Origin of the sequence: Agrobacterium sp. M50-1 (genome assembly GCF_049843495.1) — a bacterium.
GTDB classification, from domain to species: domain Bacteria; phylum Pseudomonadota; class Alphaproteobacteria; order Rhizobiales; family Rhizobiaceae; genus Agrobacterium; species Agrobacterium radiobacter.
The window spans coordinates 280,517-298,377 of the sequence record NZ_JBBHZH010000002.1; the positions used below are offsets into that span (position 1 = coordinate 280,517).

Consider the following 17,861-nt stretch of genomic DNA (forward strand, 5'->3'; position numbering starts at 1 on the left):
GAGCGCCGTGTTTTTAATGCGCCCAAATTGGCGCAATTTGCTTCACGTCCGATAAATCAGCCAGTTCTTCCCGACGTAATTCTTCTGCATGCCGTCCTCATAATAGACGGAGCGGTTCCGGCCGGTTTCCTTGGCATGGTAGAGCGCCGTATCGGCATGGCCGTAAAGCTCGCTCGGATTGGTGGCCTGCGCGGCGGAGGCGAAGCCGATGGAGATCGTCACCGTGCCGTAGTCGGCGCCCGATCTCGAATTGCGGAAGGGCGTGCTTTCCAGCGACAGGCGGATGCGCTCGCACGTCACCATCACCTCTTCCGGCGTGTTGCCATCCAGAATGATGGCGAATTCCTCGCCGCCGCTTCTGGCGACAAAACCATCCTTGCGGACATTGGCGCGGATGACCGAAGCGACGGTGGCGAGGATCTTGTCGCCGACCGGATGGCCGAAAGTGTCGTTGATCCGCTTGAAGTGATCGATATCGAGCAGAACCAGCGTGGTATATTGCAGGCCGATGGAGCTGTCGTAAACGGATGCCAGCCGGTCGTCGAAGGCGCGCCGGTTGGAGAGGCGCGTCAGCGAATCGGTGTTGGCGATGCGCTTGTATTCGTCCAGTTCGAGGCGCACCTGATGCATTTCCTCGGCATGGCGGTTGACGTCGTTGAACGCCTTTTCGCCATCGATGATCTTCGAGCCGGTGGCTTCGGCCAGCAATGAAATCGCATTCCTCAGAATATTGCTGCTGGCGGCGTTCTTGTCATCGATGCGCTGGCGCGTTTCGCCGAGAATCCTGTTGTAGTTTTCGATGGAGGATTGTTCGCGCCTCAGCGTTCCCAGGAGGCTCTCCAGCTCACGCCGCAGCTTCTCATGCGCATCGTCGATCGACCGTTCGGGATTGCCTTCGCCGTAGCGGGAGGACAGCTCGTCCAGATCTTCCTGTGTCACCCGGTTGCCAAGCGCGGCCAGGTCCTTCGTCAGGGCAGGGTTCGAGCCGATATAGGCTTCGTAAAACAGGCTGTAGTTACGCGGGATCGGCGAAACACCCATGCTTCGCATGGCATAGGCAATCTGCCCGGCAATGTCGGGCCCCGTGGTTTTGGGCGTGGATGCCGTGTTCATCAAGAAACTCCAGTGAGTCTGCTTATCGATTATGATTATTATTATGAAGCGCGTTTTGGAAAGCTTAATTTACGGGAAACTAATTTTTGTTTTCGGAAACGCGATTTTCGCCGATATTTATTTTATTTAATTGATAAATATAAGTAATTTTCATTTTGAGGAATTCCGGAAGTTTTTCTCTCTACTATTCGTCTTGGTGCCAGCATCGCATTTATTCTGTCAATCCCAATAAGAGGATTCGTGTGATTTATTTTGGCACAACAATAAGGGGAGATATTGCCGGGACAAAGAGAGAAGCGGGGTTTTGAGTTGAAGGAGACTCCGCCTATAGGCGGCTTTTTCTGTCATTCGTGTCCGGATACAGGAATGTTACAGTTTTATTGGCGGCTCCCGTGCAGCGCGGGATGCGTCAGTGCCGTTTTGAGACGGCGCGGCAATCATTTGGCAAGTTTTGGGAAGGGGTCCGTTATGCTGCCGGCGACACCGCCTGCGTATCAGTATTTGAGCCTTATGACCGGGCACTCCGCCCCTGCGGCTGCCTCAGGCGCATTTGGCGGACGCACGATCAGACAATCGGAATGGGCCAAAATCTTCATCATCGATGAATCCTGCTTCGCATAGGCTTCCGCCACCAGCACGCCGTTTTCGTCCGTGCTGAAGCGGGCGCGCAGATAGTCCTGCCGGTGGTCATTCGCCTTCAGCGGCGTGGCGGTGCGGGCCAGGGCCATGCGTTGCAGGGGCGCGCGGCGGGCGATGCGGCGTATCAGCGGTTCGAGGAACAGCAGGCCGCAGACGAGGCTGGCAACCGGATTTCCAGGCAGGCCCAGAACCTGCATGACGCCGATGGATCCGACCATCAGCGGTTTCCCCGGACGCATGGCGATGCGCCAGAAATCGAGCTGCATGCCTTCCGCCTTCAACGCGGCCTGCACGAGGTCATGGTCGCCAACGGAGGCGCCGCCGAGCGTTACCAGCACATCCACCTTCGCCGCGACGGCCTTGCCGATGGCGGCGCGGATCAGCCTCTCGTCATCGGCAATGATGCCGAGATCGAGAACCTCCGCGCCGGCCTGCCGGGCAAGGGCTGCAACACCGAAGGTGTTGGAGGCGATGATCTGGGCGGGCTGCGGTGCGCTTCCCGGCGGCAGCAACTCATCGCCGGTGGCGAGGATGGCGATGCGTGGCTTGCGATAGACAGTGAGCGCGGCATGGTTCATCGCCGCCGCCAGTGTGAGGTCGGTGAAGCCAAGTTCACGCCCGGTCTTCAGAGCCGTTTCGCCTTCGGCAAAATCCTGCCCGTGCGGGCGGATATGTCGCCCGGCGGTGACGTCGAAGGCGGTGCGGATTTTTCCGCCCTCCAGCACTTCGGCATCTTCCTGAATGAGAATGGTGTCCGCACCCTGCGGCACGGGCGCGCCGGTGAAGATGCGCACGGCCTGGCCTTCACCCACCGTGCCGGTAAAGGCATGGCCGGCGGCTGCCTGACCGATGACGGTGAGGACCGAGCCGATTGCCGCTGCATCGGCGCTGCGCAGCGCATAACCGTCCATGGCCGAGGCATCGAAGGGGGGCTGGGTGAGGCGTGCAATGAGATCGGCCGAGAGAACCCGGCCATCACATTCGGTAAGCGGCAGGGTCTCGCTTTCGGTCACCGGAACCGCTGCTTCAAGAAGGCGTGTTATGGCCTCATCTACGGGCAGCAGCGGTTTCATTCAGGTCTCCTGTCGCCGGAAATCGCCGGATTTGCCGCCGCTCTTTTCGAGAAGGCGGATATTGACGATTTCCATCGCCTTGTCGGCGGCTTTCGCCATGTCATAGATCGTCAGGCAGGCAATGGAGACGGCGGTCAACGCTTCCATCTCCACGCCCGTTTTGCCAGACAGTTTCACCATGGCCTCGACTCTCAGGCCGGGCAGGGCGGTATCTTCGGTAATATCGACCGCAACCTTGGTCAGCATCAGCGGATGGCAGAGCGGAATGAGGTTTGCTGTCTGTTTGGCGGCCATGATGCCGGCGAGGCGCGCGGTGCCGATGACATCGCCCTTCTTGGCGTTGCCGTCGCGAATGAGCGCCAGCGTTTCCGGCTTCATCTTCACGAAGCCTTCGGCCACGGCGACACGGACGGTTTCGGCCTTGTCGCCGACATCGACCATATGCGCTTCGCCGCTCGCATCGATATGGGTGAGCTTTCCCGTCTCGCTCATCGGCGCTTTATTCCGCTGCCAGAATGCCGGATTGGCCTGTCAGCAGCGCTTTGGTCGCCGCCGTCACATCATCCTTGCGCATCAGGCTTTCGCCGACGAGGAAGGTGCTGATGCCGCTCTTTTCCAGACGCTGGCAATCCTCGAAGGTGAAGATGCCGCTTTCGCCCACCAGCAGCCGGTCAGCCGGCACGAGGCCCGCGAGCTTCTCGCTGGTTTCGAGGCCGACTTCGAAGGTGCGCAGGTTGCGGTTGTTGATGCCGAGAAGCGGCGAGGCGAGTTTCAGCGCCCGTTCGGTTTCTTCGGCGTCATGCACCTCGACCAGCACATCCATGCCGAGCGAAAAAGCCTCATCCTCAAGCCGTTTCGCCTCGTCGTCGGAAAGCGAGGCCATGATGAGGAGAATGCAGTCCGCACCCCAGGCGCGGGCTTCATGCACCTGATAGGTATCGAACATGAAATCCTTGCGCAGCGCCGGCAGGGCGCAGGCATTGCGGGCGGCGGTCAGGAATTCCGGCGCGCCCTGGAAGCTCGGCGTATCCGTCAGCACGGAGAGGCAGGCGGCGCCACCGGCCTCATAGGCTGCAGCCAGCGCCGGCGGATCGAAATCCGGGCGGATCAGGCCCTTGGAGGGGCTGGCCTTCTTGATTTCGGCGATCAGCCCGAACTTGCCTTCGGCCTGTTTTGCCCTCAGCGCTTTATAAAAGCCGCGCGGCGCGGTCTGGCCGGCGGCCATCGCCTTGAGATCGGCAAGCGAAACCCTGGCCTTGGCGGCGGCGATTTCCTCGCGCTTGTAAATCTCGATCTTTTTCAGAATGTCGCTCATGATCTCGCTCTCATTCTTCGTTGGACACGGCGACCAGACGGTCAAGCGCTGCTGCGGCCGCGCCGCTGTCGAGCGCTTCGCTGACGATCGTCATCGCCTCGCCAATCGTCTCAGTCTGGCCGGCAATGACCAGCGCTGCTGCCGCGTTGCACAGCGATACGTCACGATAGGCGTTGCGTTTTCCGGAGAGGACCTCGCGCAGCGCCGCCGCATTGGCAATGCCGTCGCCGCCCTTCAAATCTTCCATGGAAACGGGCTCGACGCCGAAATCCTTCGGCGTCAGGTCGAAGGTGCGGATCTTGCCATCTTCCAGCGCCGCCACATGGGTGACGCCGGTTGTCGTAACTTCATCCATGCCGTCGCCATGCACGACCCAGATGCTTTCCGAACCCAGATCGCGCAGCACTTCGGCAAGCGGCACCAGCCAGCGCGGCGAAAAGACGCCGAGCAATTGCCGTTTGGCGCCCGCCGGATTGGAGAGGGGCCCGAGCAGGTTGAAGATCGTCCGCGTGCCGAGTTCGACGCGGCTGGGGCCGACATGGCGCATGGCCGAGTGGTGCAGCTGCGCGAACATGAAACCGAGACCCGCCTCGCTGATGCAGCGGGCGATGAGCTCGGGACCGATGTCGAGCTTCACGCCAAGCGCAGAGAGCGCATCCGCCGTGCCGGATTTGGAGCTTAGCGCGCGGTTGCCATGTTTGGCGACCGGCAGGCCCGTTCCGGCGACGATGATCGAGGCGAGTGTCGAGATATTATAGGTGCCGATGCCGTCACCGCCTGTGCCGACGATATCGATGGCATTGGCGGGGGCCGAAACCGGCAGCATGCGGGAACGCATGGAGGAGACTGCGCCGACGATTTCGTCCACCGTTTCCCCGCGCACGCGCAGCGCCATCAGGAAACCGCCGATCTGCGACGGCGTGGCTTCGCCCGACATCAGAATGTCGAAAGCCGCCCGCGACTCCTCGCGGTTCAGGCTTTCTCCATTTGCGACCTTGGCGATCAGCGGCTTCAGTTCGGCCATCTTGTCGCCCCCCGGGTTAGAAGCCGACCATCGCCTGATCGGCGAGGGCCTGATTGATGGTGACACCATAGTCATTCTGCAGGCGGTTGACCATCTGGTCCAGCATGTCGTCGCCGGCCGCGCGGGCAATGGCGGCGAACTGCTGGTCGTCATTGGCGAGCGCATCTGCAGGCGCATTGGTGTCGACGGCGGTGACCTTAAAGAGGATGCGGCTCGAACCCTCGGCATCGGCGGCCGTGCCGACCACGCCTTCGGCGCCCGAGAAGACGGCGGCGATGGTCTGCCGGCCGAAAATCGCGTCCTCGCTGGTGCGGCGCAGGCCGGATTTCTGCTCGACGGCAAGGCTCAGCTCACCGGCCACGGCTTCCAGCGTGTCGCCCTTTTCGACGCGCGCCTTCAGCTCCTCGGCCTTGGCGGCAAGCGCGTTGCGCTGCTGTTCCGCCGTCCAGTCGGCCACGACGTCGTCGCGCACTTCGGCAAGCGTGCGGTCGCGGGCGGCGATGATCTGGTCAACATCGAACCAGATGTAACCTTCGCGGCCGAGATTGATCGGCAGCGCTTCCGTGCCGGGTTCGGTCTTGAAGACCTCCTGCGCGAGCTGCGGGGAGGGCAGGCCCTGAACCGCATCGCCCTTTTCATCGAGGCCGGCGGCATCGATGGCGGTGATGGTGACGGGCTTGAGGTTCAGCTGCTTGGCGGCATCGGCAAGCGAGGAGCCGCCGGCGCGCAGGTCCTCGTAACGGTCATGCACATTGGTGATTTCTTCCGCGGCGGCGGCGGTGGCGAGGTCCTTGCGGATATCCTCTTTCGCCTCTTCCAGCGTGCGGGTGGTTTCCGGCTTGATGCCGGTGACGCGCAGGATGACCGGGCCGAAGGAACCTTCGACCACGGGCGACACGCCGCCATCCTTCTGGATGGCGAAAGCAGCGTCGGCGATCGACTGGTCCGGGATGGTATCCTTGGTGAATTCGCCGAGCGTGACGTCCGATGCGGCCTTGCCCTGATCCTTCACCACCTGGTCATAGGTGGTATTGCCGAGGCGGATCTGTTCGGCGGCGGCTTCGGCCATTTCCTTTTCAGGGAAGGTCAGCTGCTCCACCGTGCGGCGGCCGGCAGTGCGGAAGCTGTCCTTGTGGCTGTTGTAATAATCAGCGATCTGGGCGTCGGTAACGGAGGCCTGATCAGCGATGTCTGACGGTTCCAGCTTCACGTAGGTGAACTTGCGGAATTCGGGCGCGCGATATTTCGTCTTGTTGGTCTCGAACCAGGGCGTGAGCACATCGTCGCCCGGCGCCTTGACCGGCGGAATGACGGCGTTCGAAAGAATGACGTAGTCGACCGAGCGCTGTTCATTACGATATTGCTTCAGCGCATCCACCAGCACCTGCGGTGCGGCAAAACCATCGGAAACGGCTTCGACGATCTGGCTTCGGACGGCAACCTTGCTGCGTTCCTTGATATAGTCGTCCTCGCGGAAACCGGAATTGCGCAGGCGCTCGCTGAAGAGATTGCGGTCGAACTGGCCGTTGACAGACTTGAAGGCCGGGTCTTCGGCGATGAGGTTGGCGAGGCGGTTTTCCGAAAGGCCGAGATTCATCTTCGAGGCCAGCTCGTCAAGGGCTGCACCGGCCGCAAGCTGGCTGAAGACCTGACGGTCGATGCCGAAGGCCTTGGCCTGTTCGGTCGTCAGGCGGGTGCCGAACTGGCGGCTGAGATCGGAAATCTGGCGCTGATAGGCGAGGCGGAATTCCTCAGGGCTGACCGTCTGGTCGCCCACCGTCATGACGGCGTGGGAATTGGCGGTGACAAGCGATGCGGAGACGCCCCAGACGCCAAACGAAACAACAAGCAGGAGAAGCAGCAGCTTGGCTGCCATGGTTCGAGAAGCATTTCTCAGGGAATCGAGCATCGTTATGCAAACCTCACAGGAACGTCATCGCGGTCGCCGGCTGTCCGGCCCGCAACGTATCGGCGTTCCTTAAATCAATCCAAACGGAAATTGAAGGGAATTTGCCTTGGAAAAACGGGGTTTTGAAAACGGTTGTGTGATTGAAGGCGCCGAAATGGAGGCGACGGTTCGATATCGGCTGCCTCTAGCCAGCTCAAGTCCTTGGGCTGAAGGGCTCCTCCCGCCGCGCGCGAGCCGCGTCAGTCGGATTGCTGGGATGAGCACTTGAATGGGGGAAGGAGAGGCTGGCGGCTTGGCAAAACAAAACCGCCCGGACGGTCCAGGCGGTTGAAAAGAATCATTTTTAAGGGGCTGTCGGGCCCGTTCGCCGCACTCAGAAGGCGCGGTCGCGCCGGATCGTCGCCTTGAATTCCTCATCTTCCCGCCGCATCTCGGCGACGACTGATATCATCGATGTCACGAACATTACGCTGATCAGGGCCAGAAGCATCGTCAGAAATGTGAACATTGATATCGTCTCCGGGAGTTATGGGGAAATTCTCCCCGTTCCTCAGTAATAATTCATATACTGGTAACGGGCGGTCAGCTGCGGGTAGTCCGGTCCCTGGGTTTCAGGCTTCTGCTCATAAAGGCTAAACGTCGTTGCTACCATTGCGATAACCAGTACTGTCCAGGCGGTGCTGATGACGCTGATTTTCGCCGAAGTAGACTGTTTTTCTCTTACAAACATATGTCCGTTCCTTTGGTTCTTTCTTAACGCGCCATGTCTCGACATGTTCCGCGTCAAACGTAAAAATCGATTAGCATCGCGCCTGTGAAACTTCCTTGAATGGCTCGTTCATCTGGCGTTCAGGAAACTGGCTAAGGCCGTCATTCGAGAAAAAGATACTCGGCAGCGAATGAAGCGATGATCGAAAGGACGATCATGAAGGCCAGCATTTTCAATTCTCCGGATGCTTAACGAGTGAGGGGCGTTTCGGTTTCCCGATGGCGTGCATTTAAACAAAATAGCTCTGAAACCGCCCTGAACGGCCCATTCATCCGTGGTTCAGGCGGTCTCGAACACGTGCTTGGGTGGTAAAAGTCTTGCGCCGAGCCCGTCTCCATGACAAAAGGCGGCACATAACGCCCACCACCTGAGAGCGATATGACGATTGCCTTTTATCCAGGATCCTTCGATCCGATGACCAACGGACATCTGGATGTGCTTATCCAGGCGCTGAACGTGGCGTCCAAAGTCATCGTCGCCGTTGGCATCCATCCCGGAAAAGCGCCGATGTTCAGCTTCGAGGAACGGGCGGCGCTGATACGTCAGGCCCTTTCCGAGACCCTGCCGGGTGAAACGGGGCGCATGGAAGTCGTCTCCTTCGACAATCTCGTCGTTGATGCCGCGCGCCAGCACGGCGCGCATCTCCTGCTGCGCGGCCTGCGAGACGGCACCGATCTCGATTATGAAATGCAGATGGCGGGCATGAACCGCCAGATGGCGCCTGATATTCAGACCGTGTTCCTGCCCGCCGGCACGTCGTCGCGACCCATTACAGCCACATTGGTCCGGCAGATCGCCGCCATGGGCGGCAATGTCGACGCCTTCGTGCCCAAGGCCGTGCTTGAAGCCCTCAACGCCAAGCTGAAGCGCTGACTTCAGCCCCACATTCTGGAGCCAATCCGATGAAACTCGTTCGATTTGCCTTTGCCGGCGCCATGTTTGCAGGTGTGCTTGCCGCCAGCACATTCGCGTCTGCCGCCGAACTTCTTAACGTCCAGCTGAAGGATGGTCCCGTTGTCATCGAGCTGATGCCTGATGTTGCGCCAAAGCACGTTGCGCAGATCGAGGCGCTGGCCAAGAAGGGCGCTTATGACAACGTGGCCTTCCACCGCGTCATCGACGGCTTCATGGCGCAGACCGGCGACGTGCAGTATGGCAACATGGAGAAGGGCTTCAGCGCCCAGCGCGCCGGCACCGGCGGTTCCGACCTGCCGGATATTCCGGCCGAATTCTCCAAGGTTCCGTTCACGCGCGGTGTGGTCGGCATGGCCCGCTCGCAGGACCCGAATTCCGCCAATTCGCAGTTCTTCATCATGTTTGCCGATGGTCCGTTCCTGAATGGCCAGTACACCGTGGTCGGCAAGGTCGTGTCCGGCATGGAAGCCGTGGACAAGATCAAGCGCGGCGCCGGCGGCAACGGCGAAGTTTCCAACCCCGACCGGATGATCAAGGTCACCGTCGGCAAAAAGTAAGGTAGGGCAATAGAGCCCGAACAGAGGAGAATAACCATGGCCGAGATCAAGGATCCGGAAAACACCATCATCATGGAAACGACGACCGGCAAGGTCGTGATCCAGCTGCTGCCGGAGGTTGCGCCTGGCCACGTCGCCCGCATCAAGGAACTCGTTTCGGAAGGCGCCTATGACGGCGTCGTGTTCCACCGCGTCATCGAAGATTTCATGGCCCAGACCGGCGACGTGCAGTTCGGCAAGAAGGGTTCCGACAGCTTCAACCCGGCCCGCGCCGGCATGGGCGGTTCCGACAAGCCGGATCTGAAGGCTGAATTCTCCGCCATCCCGCATGTGCGCGGCACCTGCTCCATGGCCCGTTCGCAGAACCCGAACTCCGCCAACTCCCAGTTCTTCATCTGCTTCACGGATTCTCCGTGGCTTAACAAGCAGTACACCGTCTGGGGCCAGGTCATCGAAGGCATGGAAGCCATCGACAAGGTCAAGCGCGGCGAGCCGGTGAAGGACCCCGATTCGATCGTTTCCATCAAGCTCGCTTCTGCGGCTTAAGAAATATTGCATCACACCGCTCCGCAGGCGACTGCGGGGCGGTTCGAATGTTGAGAAGGTGTCAGAACCTCTCCGTCGTCATCCTCGGGCTTGTCCCGAGGATCTAACCACGTTGACGATGTGGATCGTTAGATCCTCGGGACAAGCCCGAGGATGACGCCTCGTTAGAGGAAGCCTTGTCACCACCTTCCACCCGCCCCATGCAATGCAGGGCGGGTTTTGATATTTTCGAGAGCCCTTGCAATGCGTGTAGACCTGTTCGATTTCGACCTGCCCGAGGAGAATATCGCCCTTCGCCCCGCGAACCCGCGCGATAGCGCGCGCCTGCTGGTGGTCGATCCGAATGAAAACCGCATGGAAGACCACCGCGTCTTTGACCTGCCGTCTTTCCTGAAGCCGGGCGATGCGCTTGTCTTCAACGACACCCGCGTCATTCCCGCCCAGCTGGAAGGTGTCAGGCTGCGCGAAGGTGCGCCGGAGACGGCGGTTTCGGCCACGCTGCACATGCGCGCCGATCAATCCCGCTGGAAGGCTTTCGCGCGCCCCGGCAAGCGCATCAAGCAGGGTGACCGCATCCGTTTCGGTTATGAGCGCGACAATGCCTGCGGCCTTGCCCATCTGGAGGCCACTGTCGAAGAAAAGGGCGAGGAGGGCGAGATCACGCTGCTTTTCGACGTTTCCGGCCCTGTTCTGGACGAGGCGATCGCCTCCGTCGGCCATATTCCCTTGCCGCCCTATATCGCCGCCAAGCGGCCGGAAGATGCGCAGGACCAGACCGATTACCAGACCATCTATGCCCGCGAGAAGGGAGCCGTCGCCGCCCCCACCGCCGGGCTGCATTTCACGCCCGATCTGTTTGCCGCGCTGGACAAGGTGGGCGTCGAGCGACATTTCGTGACGCTTCACGTTGGGGCAGGCACCTTCCTTCCGGTTAAGTCCGACGATACCGACGATCACAAGATGCATTTCGAGATCGGTCATGTGTCGCAGGAAACCGCCGATAGGCTGAATGCCGTCAAGGCGCGCGGCGGGCGCATCGTCTGTGTCGGCACGACATCGCTGCGCCTGATCGAAAGTGCGGCCGATGAGAATGGCGTTATCCACCCATGGTCCGACGCCACCGGGATTTTCATCACGCCGGGATACCGTTTCCGGGCCGTCGACATACTGATGACCAATTTCCACCTGCCGAAATCGACACTGTTCATGCTGGTTTCGGCTTTCTGCGGTCTCGAAACGATGCGTGACGCTTACAGGCGCGCCATCGAAACCGGATACCGTTTCTATTCCTATGGCGATTCCAGCCTGTTGTTCCGGAAAAACTGATGCACGACAAATTCACCTTCACCCTGAAAGCCACGAGCGGCGGCGCGCGCCTCGGCGAAGTCGCCATGCCGCGCGGCGTCATCCGCACGCCCGCCTTCATGCCTGTCGGCACTGTTGGCACCGTCAAGGCCATGTATCTCGATCAGGTACGCGAGCTGGGCGCCGATATCATTCTCGGCAATACCTATCACCTGATGCTGCGGCCCGGCCCGGAACGTGTTGCGCGTCTTGGCGGTCTGCATGAGCTGATCCGCTGGCCGCATCCGATCCTCACCGACAGCGGCGGTTTTCAGGTCATGTCGCTTTCCGGTCTGCGCAAGCTCGACGAGAAGGGCGTGACCTTCAAGAGCCATGTGGACGGTTCGCTGCACCATATGTCGCCGGAACGCTCGATCGAAATTCAGGGCATGCTCGATTCGGACATCCAGATGCAGCTCGACGAATGCATTGCGCTGCCGGCCGAGCGCAAGGAAATCGAGCGCGCCATGGAAATGTCGCTGCGCTGGGCGGAACGCTGCCGCGTCGCTTTCGGCGAGCAGCCCGGCAAGGCCATGTTCGGCATCGTGCAGGGCGGCGACCAGCCGGACCTGCGCATTCGCTCGGCTGAAGGCTTGAAACAGCTCGATCTCAAGGGTTACGCGGTCGGCGGCCTTGCCGTCGGCGAGCCGCAGGATGTGATGCTGGGCATGCTCGACATCACGCTGCCGGTGCTGCCCACTGAAAAGCCGCGTTATCTGATGGGCGTCGGCACGCCTGACGATATCCTGAAATCCGTCGCGCGCGGCATCGACATGTTCGACTGCGTGATGCCGACCCGTTCCGGCCGTCACGGGCTTGCTTTCACCCGTCGCGGCAGGGTCAATATCCGCAACGCCCGCCATGCCGAGGATATGCGGCCGCTCGACGAGCAATCCAACTGCCCGGCCTCGCGCGATTATTCCCGCGCCTATCTGCATCACCTCACGCGCTCCAACGAGGCGCTGGGCGGCATGCTGCTCTCCTGGCACAATCTTGCCTATTATCAGGAGCTGATGCAGGGTATCCGCAAGTCGATCGAGGAAGGCCGTTTCGCCGATTTTTATGCGGAAACCATCGAGATGTGGGCGCGAGGCGATATAGACCCGGTTTAGGTTGCAGAGCTTCCCCCACACTCGACGTCATCCTCGGACTTGATCCGGGGACCGAGGATGACGGAGGAGAGGTTTCTATCCGCCGCTTTGAACGCCCCAAACCTTCCTTCTACGGATTTATTCCTTGGCACATGCGCCTTACGTTCTTTTCCGGGATGACACGACCGGCGCGGTGACAGCCTTCACCGAGCCGGAAGAGATCATCGTCGCGGATGAGCCGGAGGCGTTTTTTGCAGCACTTGTACGCATGGAGCAGCTGCGTCGCGACGGGAAATATCTTGCCGGCTATATGTCCTACGAGGCCGGCTTCCTGTTCGAGCCGAAGCTTGCGCCTTTTGCGGCCGAGCCCCGCAACGTGCCGTTCCTTCGCTTTGGCGTCTTTTCCGGCCCGCAGCCGGATGAGGGGCGGTTTGCTCGTCCCACTGACCTGCCGGAAGCGGATGCGTTTCTGTCCGATCCTGCGCCCGCATGGAGCCTTGAAGACTATTGCCAGCGCTTCGAGCGGCTGCACGGGCATCTGCGCCGGGGCGACTGTTATCAGGGCAATCTGACCATGCCGGTCCATGCCCGCTGGAGCGGCGATCCGCTGACGGCCTTCTGGTCGCTGATCGAACGGCAGCCGGTGAAATATGGCGCGCTGGTCGATCTCGGCGGCCCGGTCATCCTGTCGCGCTCACCGGAACTGTTTTTCTCGGTTGATGGGGACGGTTTCATCGAAACCCATCCGATGAAGGGAACGACGCCGCGCGGGGCCGATGCGGAAGAGGACCGGGCGATTATCGCGGCGATGCTCGCGGACGAAAAGACGCTCGCCGAAAACCGCATGATCGTCGATCTGCTGCGCAACGATATTTCCCGCATCACCGAGGTCGGCAGCCTCGATGTGCCGCGGCTTTTCGATATTGAGACCTATCCGACCGTGCATCAGATGGTCAGCCATGTCAGGGCGAAGCTTCTGCCTGACATGACGGTGGAAGACATCTTCGCCGCCCTGTTTCCCTGCGGCTCCGTTACCGGTGCGCCGAAAATGTGGGCGATGAAAATCCTGCGAGAACTGGAGGCAACGCCGCGCGACGCCTATTGCGGCGCAATCGGCTTCATGTCTCCTGATGGTGAGATGCGCTTTTCGGTGGCGATCCGCACGCTCAGCCTGTTCGAGGATGGACGCGCCGTCTTTAATGTCGGCGGCGGTATCGTGTTCGATTCCGTTGCCGAGGCGGAATATGACGAGTGTCTGCTGAAATCGAAATTCGCGGTGGGGGACAGGTTGTTGCGGGGTTAGCTTCCCCCCTCATTCCTGTGCGTGTCACAGGAATGAGGGGGGAAGCTATGACGTAAGCAACCAGATGTGTATCCGTAGAAAAATGGACTCCGGCTTTCGCGTCGTCAGCGCCCGATCACCTCAAACACGCCATTCTCCACCAGCACCTCCTTCGCCGCCGCATGGCTCAGAAAACCCGCAGGGCTGGCGCTGGCGCCATAGGCGCCCGATTGCAGGATGGCGAGGAGATCACCGGCCTTGAGCTTCGGTAGCGCCGCATTGCGGGCGAGCGTGTCGAGCGGCGTGCAGAGCGGGCCGACGAGGGTTGCCGTTTCCTCATGCTCCGCCAGCATCATGGCCGGCGCGACGATGGGATAGTTGCGCTTGACGATCTGGCCGAGATTGCCCGAGGCGGCGAGATGGTGGTGCATGCCGCCATCCATCACCACGAAGGTGGTGCCGCGTGAGCTCTTTACCGAATTCACCTCCGCCACATAGACGCCGCCGGGACCGGCGAGGAAACGGCCGGGTTCAACGATGATGTGGGCGTTGGCAATCAGCGGATGCGCATGGAGAAGGGCCTTGAGCTCGGGAATGGCGGCGCTGACTTTTTCAAGATCGAGCGCTGTTTCCCCGGCGAAATAGGGGATGCCTAGACCGCCGCCGAGATCGATGGTTTCGAGCGGCTTGCCCAGCATCTCGGCCATGCGCGCAGCAATGGAAATGCCGTGTCGCCATTGGGAGACAAGCATGTCTGCATCGAGAATCTGCGTGCCGCCATAAATATGGACGCCGACGAGATCGATATATCGGGTGCTCTTGAAGAGCGGCAGGATGTTTTCCAGCTCTTCCTCATCGAACCCGAAGGCCGTGGCCTTGCCGCCCATGCGCATCGCGCCGGCTTGAGCATCCGGCACCGGATTGATGCGGATCGAGGCTTTGACCGGCTTGCCGATCGCCTCGATGCGGCCAATTTCCTCGGCGCTTTCGATGTGGATTTCGCCGATGCCGCCCTCGATCACTTCGCGCAATTCGGCTTTGCCTTTGCCGGGGCCGGCGAAGATGATTTTTTCCGGTACGACACCGGCCTTGATGGCGGCGCGGTATTCGCCGACGGAAGCGATTTCTGCACCCGCACCTTCCTGCCGGAAAAGCGAGACGATGGCGGGCAGGGGATTGGCCTTCACCGAATAATAGATATCGGCAAAACCGCCGAGCGCCGCTTCGAGATCGCGATAGGCGCGGCGCATGGCGGCGGCGTCATAGAGGAAGCAAGGCGTTCCGGTCCCGGCGACAATATCGCGCACGGGAAGTCCGCCGATCATCAAATCGTTCTCGCTTATTTCGAATAACGCGGCTGCAAAGGCCGGGCCATGGTTCTGGTTTTTATCCGTTGGCGCCATTGTCCGTCCGTTCGCGCACCAGCGCGCGGTAATCCACCTTGCCATTGGCCGTGATCGGCAGCCGTTCCACCAGTTCGATGGCGCGCGGGATCATGAAGGGGGCGAGCATTTCGGCCGCCTTCTTCAGTGCCGCCGAAACATCGATATTCTGGTTGGCGGCAGTCGCCACGGCATGCACCTTTTCGCCCGCAAAGGGGTCGGGCAGGCCGATGACGGCGACCTGCTGGAAAAGGCCTGTCGACATCAGGCTTTCCTCCACCTCGGTCGGGCTGATGCGATAGCCCGACGATTTGATCATCGCATCGTTGCGGGCGACGAAGCTGAAGAAACCGTCCTCATCCTCCACCGCCAGATCGCCGGAATAACAGACGGTCTCGCCGCCCAGCGCCGCCGGAATGAAGGGGTGAGGGCGCAGTACCTTGGCGGTGTCTTCCGGCCGGTTCCAGTAACCAAGCGAGACGGTCGGGCCGCGATGCACGAGAATGCCGGGTTCACCCGGTTTCGCCCTCTGTCCCTCGGCGGTGACGATGAAGATTTCACATTCGGGAATGGCCTTGCCGATGGAGGTCGGGCGGCGGTCGATTTCATCAGGCGGCAGGAAGGTGGAGCGGAAGGCCTCGGTGAGGCCATACATCAGGTAGATTTTCGTGTCCGGCAGCTTCTCGCGCAGCGCTTTTACGGTTTCCTGCGGCACGCGTCCGCCGGAATTGGTGATGTAACGCAGATGCGGCAGAGGCGTCTTTGTGAGCGATGGTGCCGCTTTCGTCAGGATCGCCCAGATGGTCGGCACGCCGGCCAGACCCGTGATGGCGTGGTCGCGCAGATCGCGGACGATCTCATCGCCCAGCCGGAAAGTGGAGATAACAGTGGCCGCGCCCTGTTCCACCGCCGTCAGCAGCTGGTTCAGGCCATAATCGAAGCTGAAAGGCAGGAGGGAAAGAATGCGGTCCCTGCCGGTAATGTCCAGATAGGTGCGCACGATGCGTGCGCCGGCCAGAAGATTGCGGTGCGACAGCATCACGCCCTTGGGCGAGCCGGTGGAGCCGGAGGTATAAAGAATTGCGGCCAGGTCTTCGCCGATCGCCGCCGAAGGCCGGGCGGGTGCGCCGGTGCGGGTCCCAATCTCCTCCGCCAGCAGGACCGTGACATCGGGAAGGTCTGCCAATGCTGCTTCCAGCTCATCCATCATCGCAGCGTCGCTGATGACGACTTTCGCGCCGCAATCCCTGATGATATGGCGGATCTGCTGCGCCTTCAGCAATGCGTTGACCGGCACGAAGACGCCGGAGGCCATGCTCACGCCGAAGATCGACCAGCATTCCTCGATGCCGCGCGGCAGATAGATGACGATGCGGTCACCGCGTTGTGTTCCGGCTTCCTGCAATGCCGCTGCACAACGGGCTGCTGCTTCGGCGAATTCGCGATAATTCAGCGATCGGTCCTTGTGGACAACGGCCTGATCGTCGCTCGCCGCGCGCGCGGCAAGAAGATGGTGCAGCAGGAAATGGGGTGTCATCTCCTCCGTTCCCTGAGGACGAAGGCGATGAGATCGGCCGGCGTGCCGAGATTGTCGGGGGTGAAATGCTCGTCATCGAGAATGATGCCGAAACCCTCACCGAGGAAGATCATCAGTTCCAGAAAGCCAAGCGAATCGATCACGCCGCCTTCGAGAAGCAGCGTATCGGCGGAAAAGGGGGCATAGGCGGGGAAACGGTTGGAGAGGTAGGAATAGATGGTATCAGCAACGTCGATTTCACTCTTTTGCGCTGCAAGCATGCTCGTTCTCCGATTTCCCTCGTGTTCCCCAGAAGACTGCCCGGAACGGCGCTTTGTCTGTAAAGGCCAAGATTCCGTCAAGTCGCGCACGAATCACTAAAATACCTACGGTGGCAATAACACCAACTCTGAGTATGTTTCGTTAATAAAATGTGGGTTCCATACGCCTTTTACTTGTATCAGTGCAGATTTATATGCGGCAAGCCCGCCCGCCTTTCGCTCTCCCTCAAGCGCCGCCATGGTCAGCGCAAGCCGGCCGTGGCCAAGAAGGTGGCGGGCAATTGCGGATATGTGCCTTTGCGCAACCTGCCGGTCGTCGCAATGGATGAGGCGCGCGGAGGGTAGTCTCTTGGTTGTGGTTTTAAGGAAGACCAGCGGGTGGTGGCGGTTCTCCGCCTCCATCACGGCCACGATGCAGCCGAGGCGGGCGTGGTCTTCCAGCATGCCGCGCGTTTCGGCGGACAGTGTTTCCGGTTTTATGTCCGCAAGCGGGCGGAGCCGCGCACTCGCCGGGCGAAGTGCCGCAAAGGGCAGCGGATAAAAAAGCGTGCAATCGGTCACCGTCGCAAAGCCCAGCCTCTCATTCAGCCTGCAGGCTTCGGGAGAGGGGGTGAGATCGGTGAAGATTTCGTCCTCATTGGATGAGGCCATCTGCAGCATGCGCGGTGCGAACCAGCGGCAGGAAGGCTCCACATACCAGCTGGACAGGTTGACGATGATCGTGCCGGTACCGGGCAGGCGGCTTTTGATCGTCAGCAGCACACCTGCGGCGTCGTCGCCCTTCATCAGCAATTGCCCGATCGGGCCCAGTTCGCGCCGCTCGTGATGTTTACTGATGAGCGACAACCCGCGCGACCAGAAGGCCTCGCTTTTCTCCGGGAAGCCTTTCGCCAGAAGAGCGACGGCGGCGACGCGGTTTCCGTTGTCGATCGGTACGATTTTCAGGGTCGCTCTCCGCTGGTCTTGCGCCTTTCGGGGCGGGGAGGGATTTTCAACTCCACCGCGCAGTATCGGCTTACGACGATAGATTTACCGTCCAGTTAATCGCAATGGCTGCAGGCGGTTGGAGGCGATCACATTTGCATGAAAGGCGGGCGCGCGCGGT

At 60.7% G+C, this 17,861-nt stretch carries 18 protein-coding genes; 6 read left to right on the forward strand and 12 right to left on the reverse strand.

The annotated features are described in order from the left end of the window. Nucleotides 1–42 precede the first annotated feature (42 nt). The 8 genes from WDZ78_RS05475 to WDZ78_RS05510 form a co-directional block, all read right to left on the reverse strand. Nucleotides 43–1,113 carry a GGDEF domain-containing protein gene (locus WDZ78_RS05475; protein ID WP_020012725.1) on the reverse strand — a complete coding sequence of 357 codons (1,071 nt, stop codon included), beginning with the start codon at nucleotides 1,111–1,113 and terminating at the stop codon, nucleotides 43–45. Between the two features lie 494 nt (nucleotides 1,114–1,607). Next, on the reverse strand, nucleotides 1,608–2,825 hold the full coding sequence (gene glp / locus WDZ78_RS05480; RefSeq protein ID WP_425672504.1) for a gephyrin-like molybdotransferase Glp: 1,218 nt from the start codon (nucleotides 2,823–2,825) through the stop codon (nucleotides 1,608–1,610). Then, nucleotides 2,826–3,317, reverse strand: coding sequence for a cyclic pyranopterin monophosphate synthase MoaC (gene moaC, locus WDZ78_RS05485; RefSeq protein ID WP_020012722.1), 492 nt, complete (start codon nucleotides 3,315–3,317; stop codon nucleotides 2,826–2,828). It abuts the gene before it with no gap. Between the two features lie 7 nt (nucleotides 3,318–3,324). Continuing rightward, nucleotides 3,325–4,140 carry an indole-3-glycerol phosphate synthase TrpC gene (trpC, locus tag WDZ78_RS05490; RefSeq protein ID WP_425672505.1) on the reverse strand — a complete coding sequence of 272 codons (816 nt, stop codon included), beginning with the start codon at nucleotides 4,138–4,140 and terminating at the stop codon, nucleotides 3,325–3,327. Between the two features lie 10 nt (nucleotides 4,141–4,150). Next, nucleotides 4,151–5,164 (reverse strand): anthranilate phosphoribosyltransferase, encoded by a 1,014-nt coding sequence (gene trpD / locus WDZ78_RS05495; RefSeq protein WP_425672506.1) that lies wholly within the window; start codon nucleotides 5,162–5,164, stop codon nucleotides 4,151–4,153. A 16-nt stretch (nucleotides 5,165–5,180) separates the two neighbouring features. Beyond that, the gene (locus tag WDZ78_RS05500) at nucleotides 5,181–7,073 is read right to left on the reverse strand and encodes a peptidyl-prolyl cis-trans isomerase (RefSeq protein ID WP_425672507.1); all 1,893 of its coding nucleotides are present in this window, start codon (nucleotides 7,071–7,073) and stop codon (nucleotides 5,181–5,183) included. Between the two features lie 373 nt (nucleotides 7,074–7,446). Further along, on the reverse strand, nucleotides 7,447–7,581 hold the full coding sequence (locus tag WDZ78_RS05505; protein ID WP_003503032.1) for a hypothetical protein: 135 nt from the start codon (nucleotides 7,579–7,581) through the stop codon (nucleotides 7,447–7,449). 42 nt (nucleotides 7,582–7,623) lie between these two features. Then, on the reverse strand, nucleotides 7,624–7,803 hold the full coding sequence (locus WDZ78_RS05510; RefSeq protein WP_003503030.1) for a hypothetical protein: 180 nt from the start codon (nucleotides 7,801–7,803) through the stop codon (nucleotides 7,624–7,626). 417 nt (nucleotides 7,804–8,220) lie between these two features. Here WDZ78_RS05510 and coaD point away from each other — a divergent pair, with 417 nt between their 5' ends. From coaD to WDZ78_RS05540, 6 genes are all read left to right on the forward strand, one after another. Beyond that, nucleotides 8,221–8,715, forward strand: a complete 495-nt coding sequence (gene coaD, locus WDZ78_RS05515; RefSeq protein ID WP_425672508.1) for a pantetheine-phosphate adenylyltransferase — start codon at nucleotides 8,221–8,223, stop codon at nucleotides 8,713–8,715. Between the two features lie 29 nt (nucleotides 8,716–8,744). After that, complete coding sequence (locus WDZ78_RS05520) at nucleotides 8,745–9,314, forward strand: peptidylprolyl isomerase (RefSeq protein WP_020012716.1); 570 nt, start codon at nucleotides 8,745–8,747, stop codon at nucleotides 9,312–9,314. Between the two features lie 36 nt (nucleotides 9,315–9,350). Beyond that, nucleotides 9,351–9,860 carry a peptidylprolyl isomerase gene (locus WDZ78_RS05525; RefSeq protein ID WP_020012715.1) on the forward strand — a complete coding sequence of 170 codons (510 nt, stop codon included), beginning with the start codon at nucleotides 9,351–9,353 and terminating at the stop codon, nucleotides 9,858–9,860. Nucleotides 9,861–10,103: 243 nt separating this feature from the next. Continuing rightward, complete coding sequence (gene queA, locus WDZ78_RS05530) at nucleotides 10,104–11,186, forward strand: tRNA preQ1(34) S-adenosylmethionine ribosyltransferase-isomerase QueA (protein ID WP_425672509.1); 1,083 nt, start codon at nucleotides 10,104–10,106, stop codon at nucleotides 11,184–11,186. Continuing rightward, the gene (gene tgt / locus WDZ78_RS05535; protein WP_045024749.1) at nucleotides 11,186–12,316 is read left to right on the forward strand and encodes a tRNA guanosine(34) transglycosylase Tgt; all 1,131 of its coding nucleotides are present in this window, start codon (nucleotides 11,186–11,188) and stop codon (nucleotides 12,314–12,316) included. The genes queA and tgt overlap by 1 nt, the downstream gene beginning before the upstream one ends. Before the next feature lie 124 nt (nucleotides 12,317–12,440). Next, nucleotides 12,441–13,598: an aminodeoxychorismate synthase component I gene (locus WDZ78_RS05540; RefSeq protein WP_020012713.1), complete on the forward strand. Its 1,158-nt coding sequence runs from the start codon at nucleotides 12,441–12,443 to the stop codon at nucleotides 13,596–13,598. Nucleotides 13,599–13,702: 104 nt separating this feature from the next. On the opposite strand, the gene WDZ78_RS05545 is transcribed toward WDZ78_RS05540, so the two are convergent. From WDZ78_RS05545 to WDZ78_RS05560, 4 genes are all read right to left on the reverse strand, one after another. Continuing rightward, nucleotides 13,703–14,980 (reverse strand): type III PLP-dependent enzyme, encoded by a 1,278-nt coding sequence (locus WDZ78_RS05545; protein WP_425672510.1) that lies wholly within the window; start codon nucleotides 14,978–14,980, stop codon nucleotides 13,703–13,705. Continuing rightward, nucleotides 14,964–16,496, reverse strand: coding sequence for an AMP-binding protein (locus WDZ78_RS05550; protein ID WP_425672511.1), 1,533 nt, complete (start codon nucleotides 16,494–16,496; stop codon nucleotides 14,964–14,966). The genes WDZ78_RS05545 and WDZ78_RS05550 overlap by 17 nt, the downstream gene beginning before the upstream one ends. After that, entirely contained in the window at nucleotides 16,493–16,756 is a 264-nt protein-coding gene (locus WDZ78_RS05555) for an acyl carrier protein (protein WP_003503006.1), read from the reverse strand. The genes WDZ78_RS05550 and WDZ78_RS05555 overlap by 4 nt, the downstream gene beginning before the upstream one ends. A 105-nt stretch (nucleotides 16,757–16,861) precedes the next feature. Beyond that, complete coding sequence (locus WDZ78_RS05560) at nucleotides 16,862–17,602, reverse strand: hypothetical protein (protein WP_425672512.1); 741 nt, start codon at nucleotides 17,600–17,602, stop codon at nucleotides 16,862–16,864. Nucleotides 17,603–17,861 lie beyond the last annotated feature (259 nt).

Excerpts from the sequence above, each read along its gene's own strand:
- WDZ78_RS05475 (WP_020012725.1), bottom strand. The coding sequence starts at position 1,113 with ATGAACACGGCATCCACGCCCAAAACCACGGGGCCCGACATTGCCGGG.
- glp (WP_425672504.1), bottom strand. The coding sequence starts at position 2,825 with ATGAAACCGCTGCTGCCCGTAGATGAGGCCATAACACGCCTTCTTGAA.
- moaC (WP_020012722.1), bottom strand. The coding sequence starts at position 3,317 with ATGAGCGAGACGGGAAAGCTCACCCATATCGATGCGAGCGGCGAAGCG.
- trpC (WP_425672505.1), bottom strand. The coding sequence starts at position 4,140 with ATGAGCGACATTCTGAAAAAGATCGAGATTTACAAGCGCGAGGAAATC.
- trpD (WP_425672506.1), bottom strand. The coding sequence starts at position 5,164 with ATGGCCGAACTGAAGCCGCTGATCGCCAAGGTCGCAAATGGAGAAAGC.
- WDZ78_RS05500 (WP_425672507.1), bottom strand. The coding sequence starts at position 7,073 with ATGCTCGATTCCCTGAGAAATGCTTCTCGAACCATGGCAGCCAAGCTG.
- WDZ78_RS05505 (WP_003503032.1), bottom strand. The coding sequence starts at position 7,581 with ATGTTCACATTTCTGACGATGCTTCTGGCCCTGATCAGCGTAATGTTC.
- WDZ78_RS05510 (WP_003503030.1), bottom strand. The coding sequence starts at position 7,803 with ATGTTTGTAAGAGAAAAACAGTCTACTTCGGCGAAAATCAGCGTCATC.
- coaD (WP_425672508.1), top strand. The coding sequence starts at position 8,221 with ATGACGATTGCCTTTTATCCAGGATCCTTCGATCCGATGACCAACGGA.
- WDZ78_RS05520 (WP_020012716.1), top strand. The coding sequence starts at position 8,745 with ATGAAACTCGTTCGATTTGCCTTTGCCGGCGCCATGTTTGCAGGTGTG.
- WDZ78_RS05525 (WP_020012715.1), top strand. The coding sequence starts at position 9,351 with ATGGCCGAGATCAAGGATCCGGAAAACACCATCATCATGGAAACGACG.
- queA (WP_425672509.1), top strand. The coding sequence starts at position 10,104 with ATGCGTGTAGACCTGTTCGATTTCGACCTGCCCGAGGAGAATATCGCC.
- tgt (WP_045024749.1), top strand. The coding sequence starts at position 11,186 with ATGCACGACAAATTCACCTTCACCCTGAAAGCCACGAGCGGCGGCGCG.
- WDZ78_RS05545 (WP_425672510.1), bottom strand. The coding sequence starts at position 14,980 with ATGGCGCCAACGGATAAAAACCAGAACCATGGCCCGGCCTTTGCAGCC.
- WDZ78_RS05550 (WP_425672511.1), bottom strand. The coding sequence starts at position 16,496 with ATGACACCCCATTTCCTGCTGCACCATCTTCTTGCCGCGCGCGCGGCG.
- WDZ78_RS05555 (WP_003503006.1), bottom strand. The coding sequence starts at position 16,756 with ATGCTTGCAGCGCAAAAGAGTGAAATCGACGTTGCTGATACCATCTAT.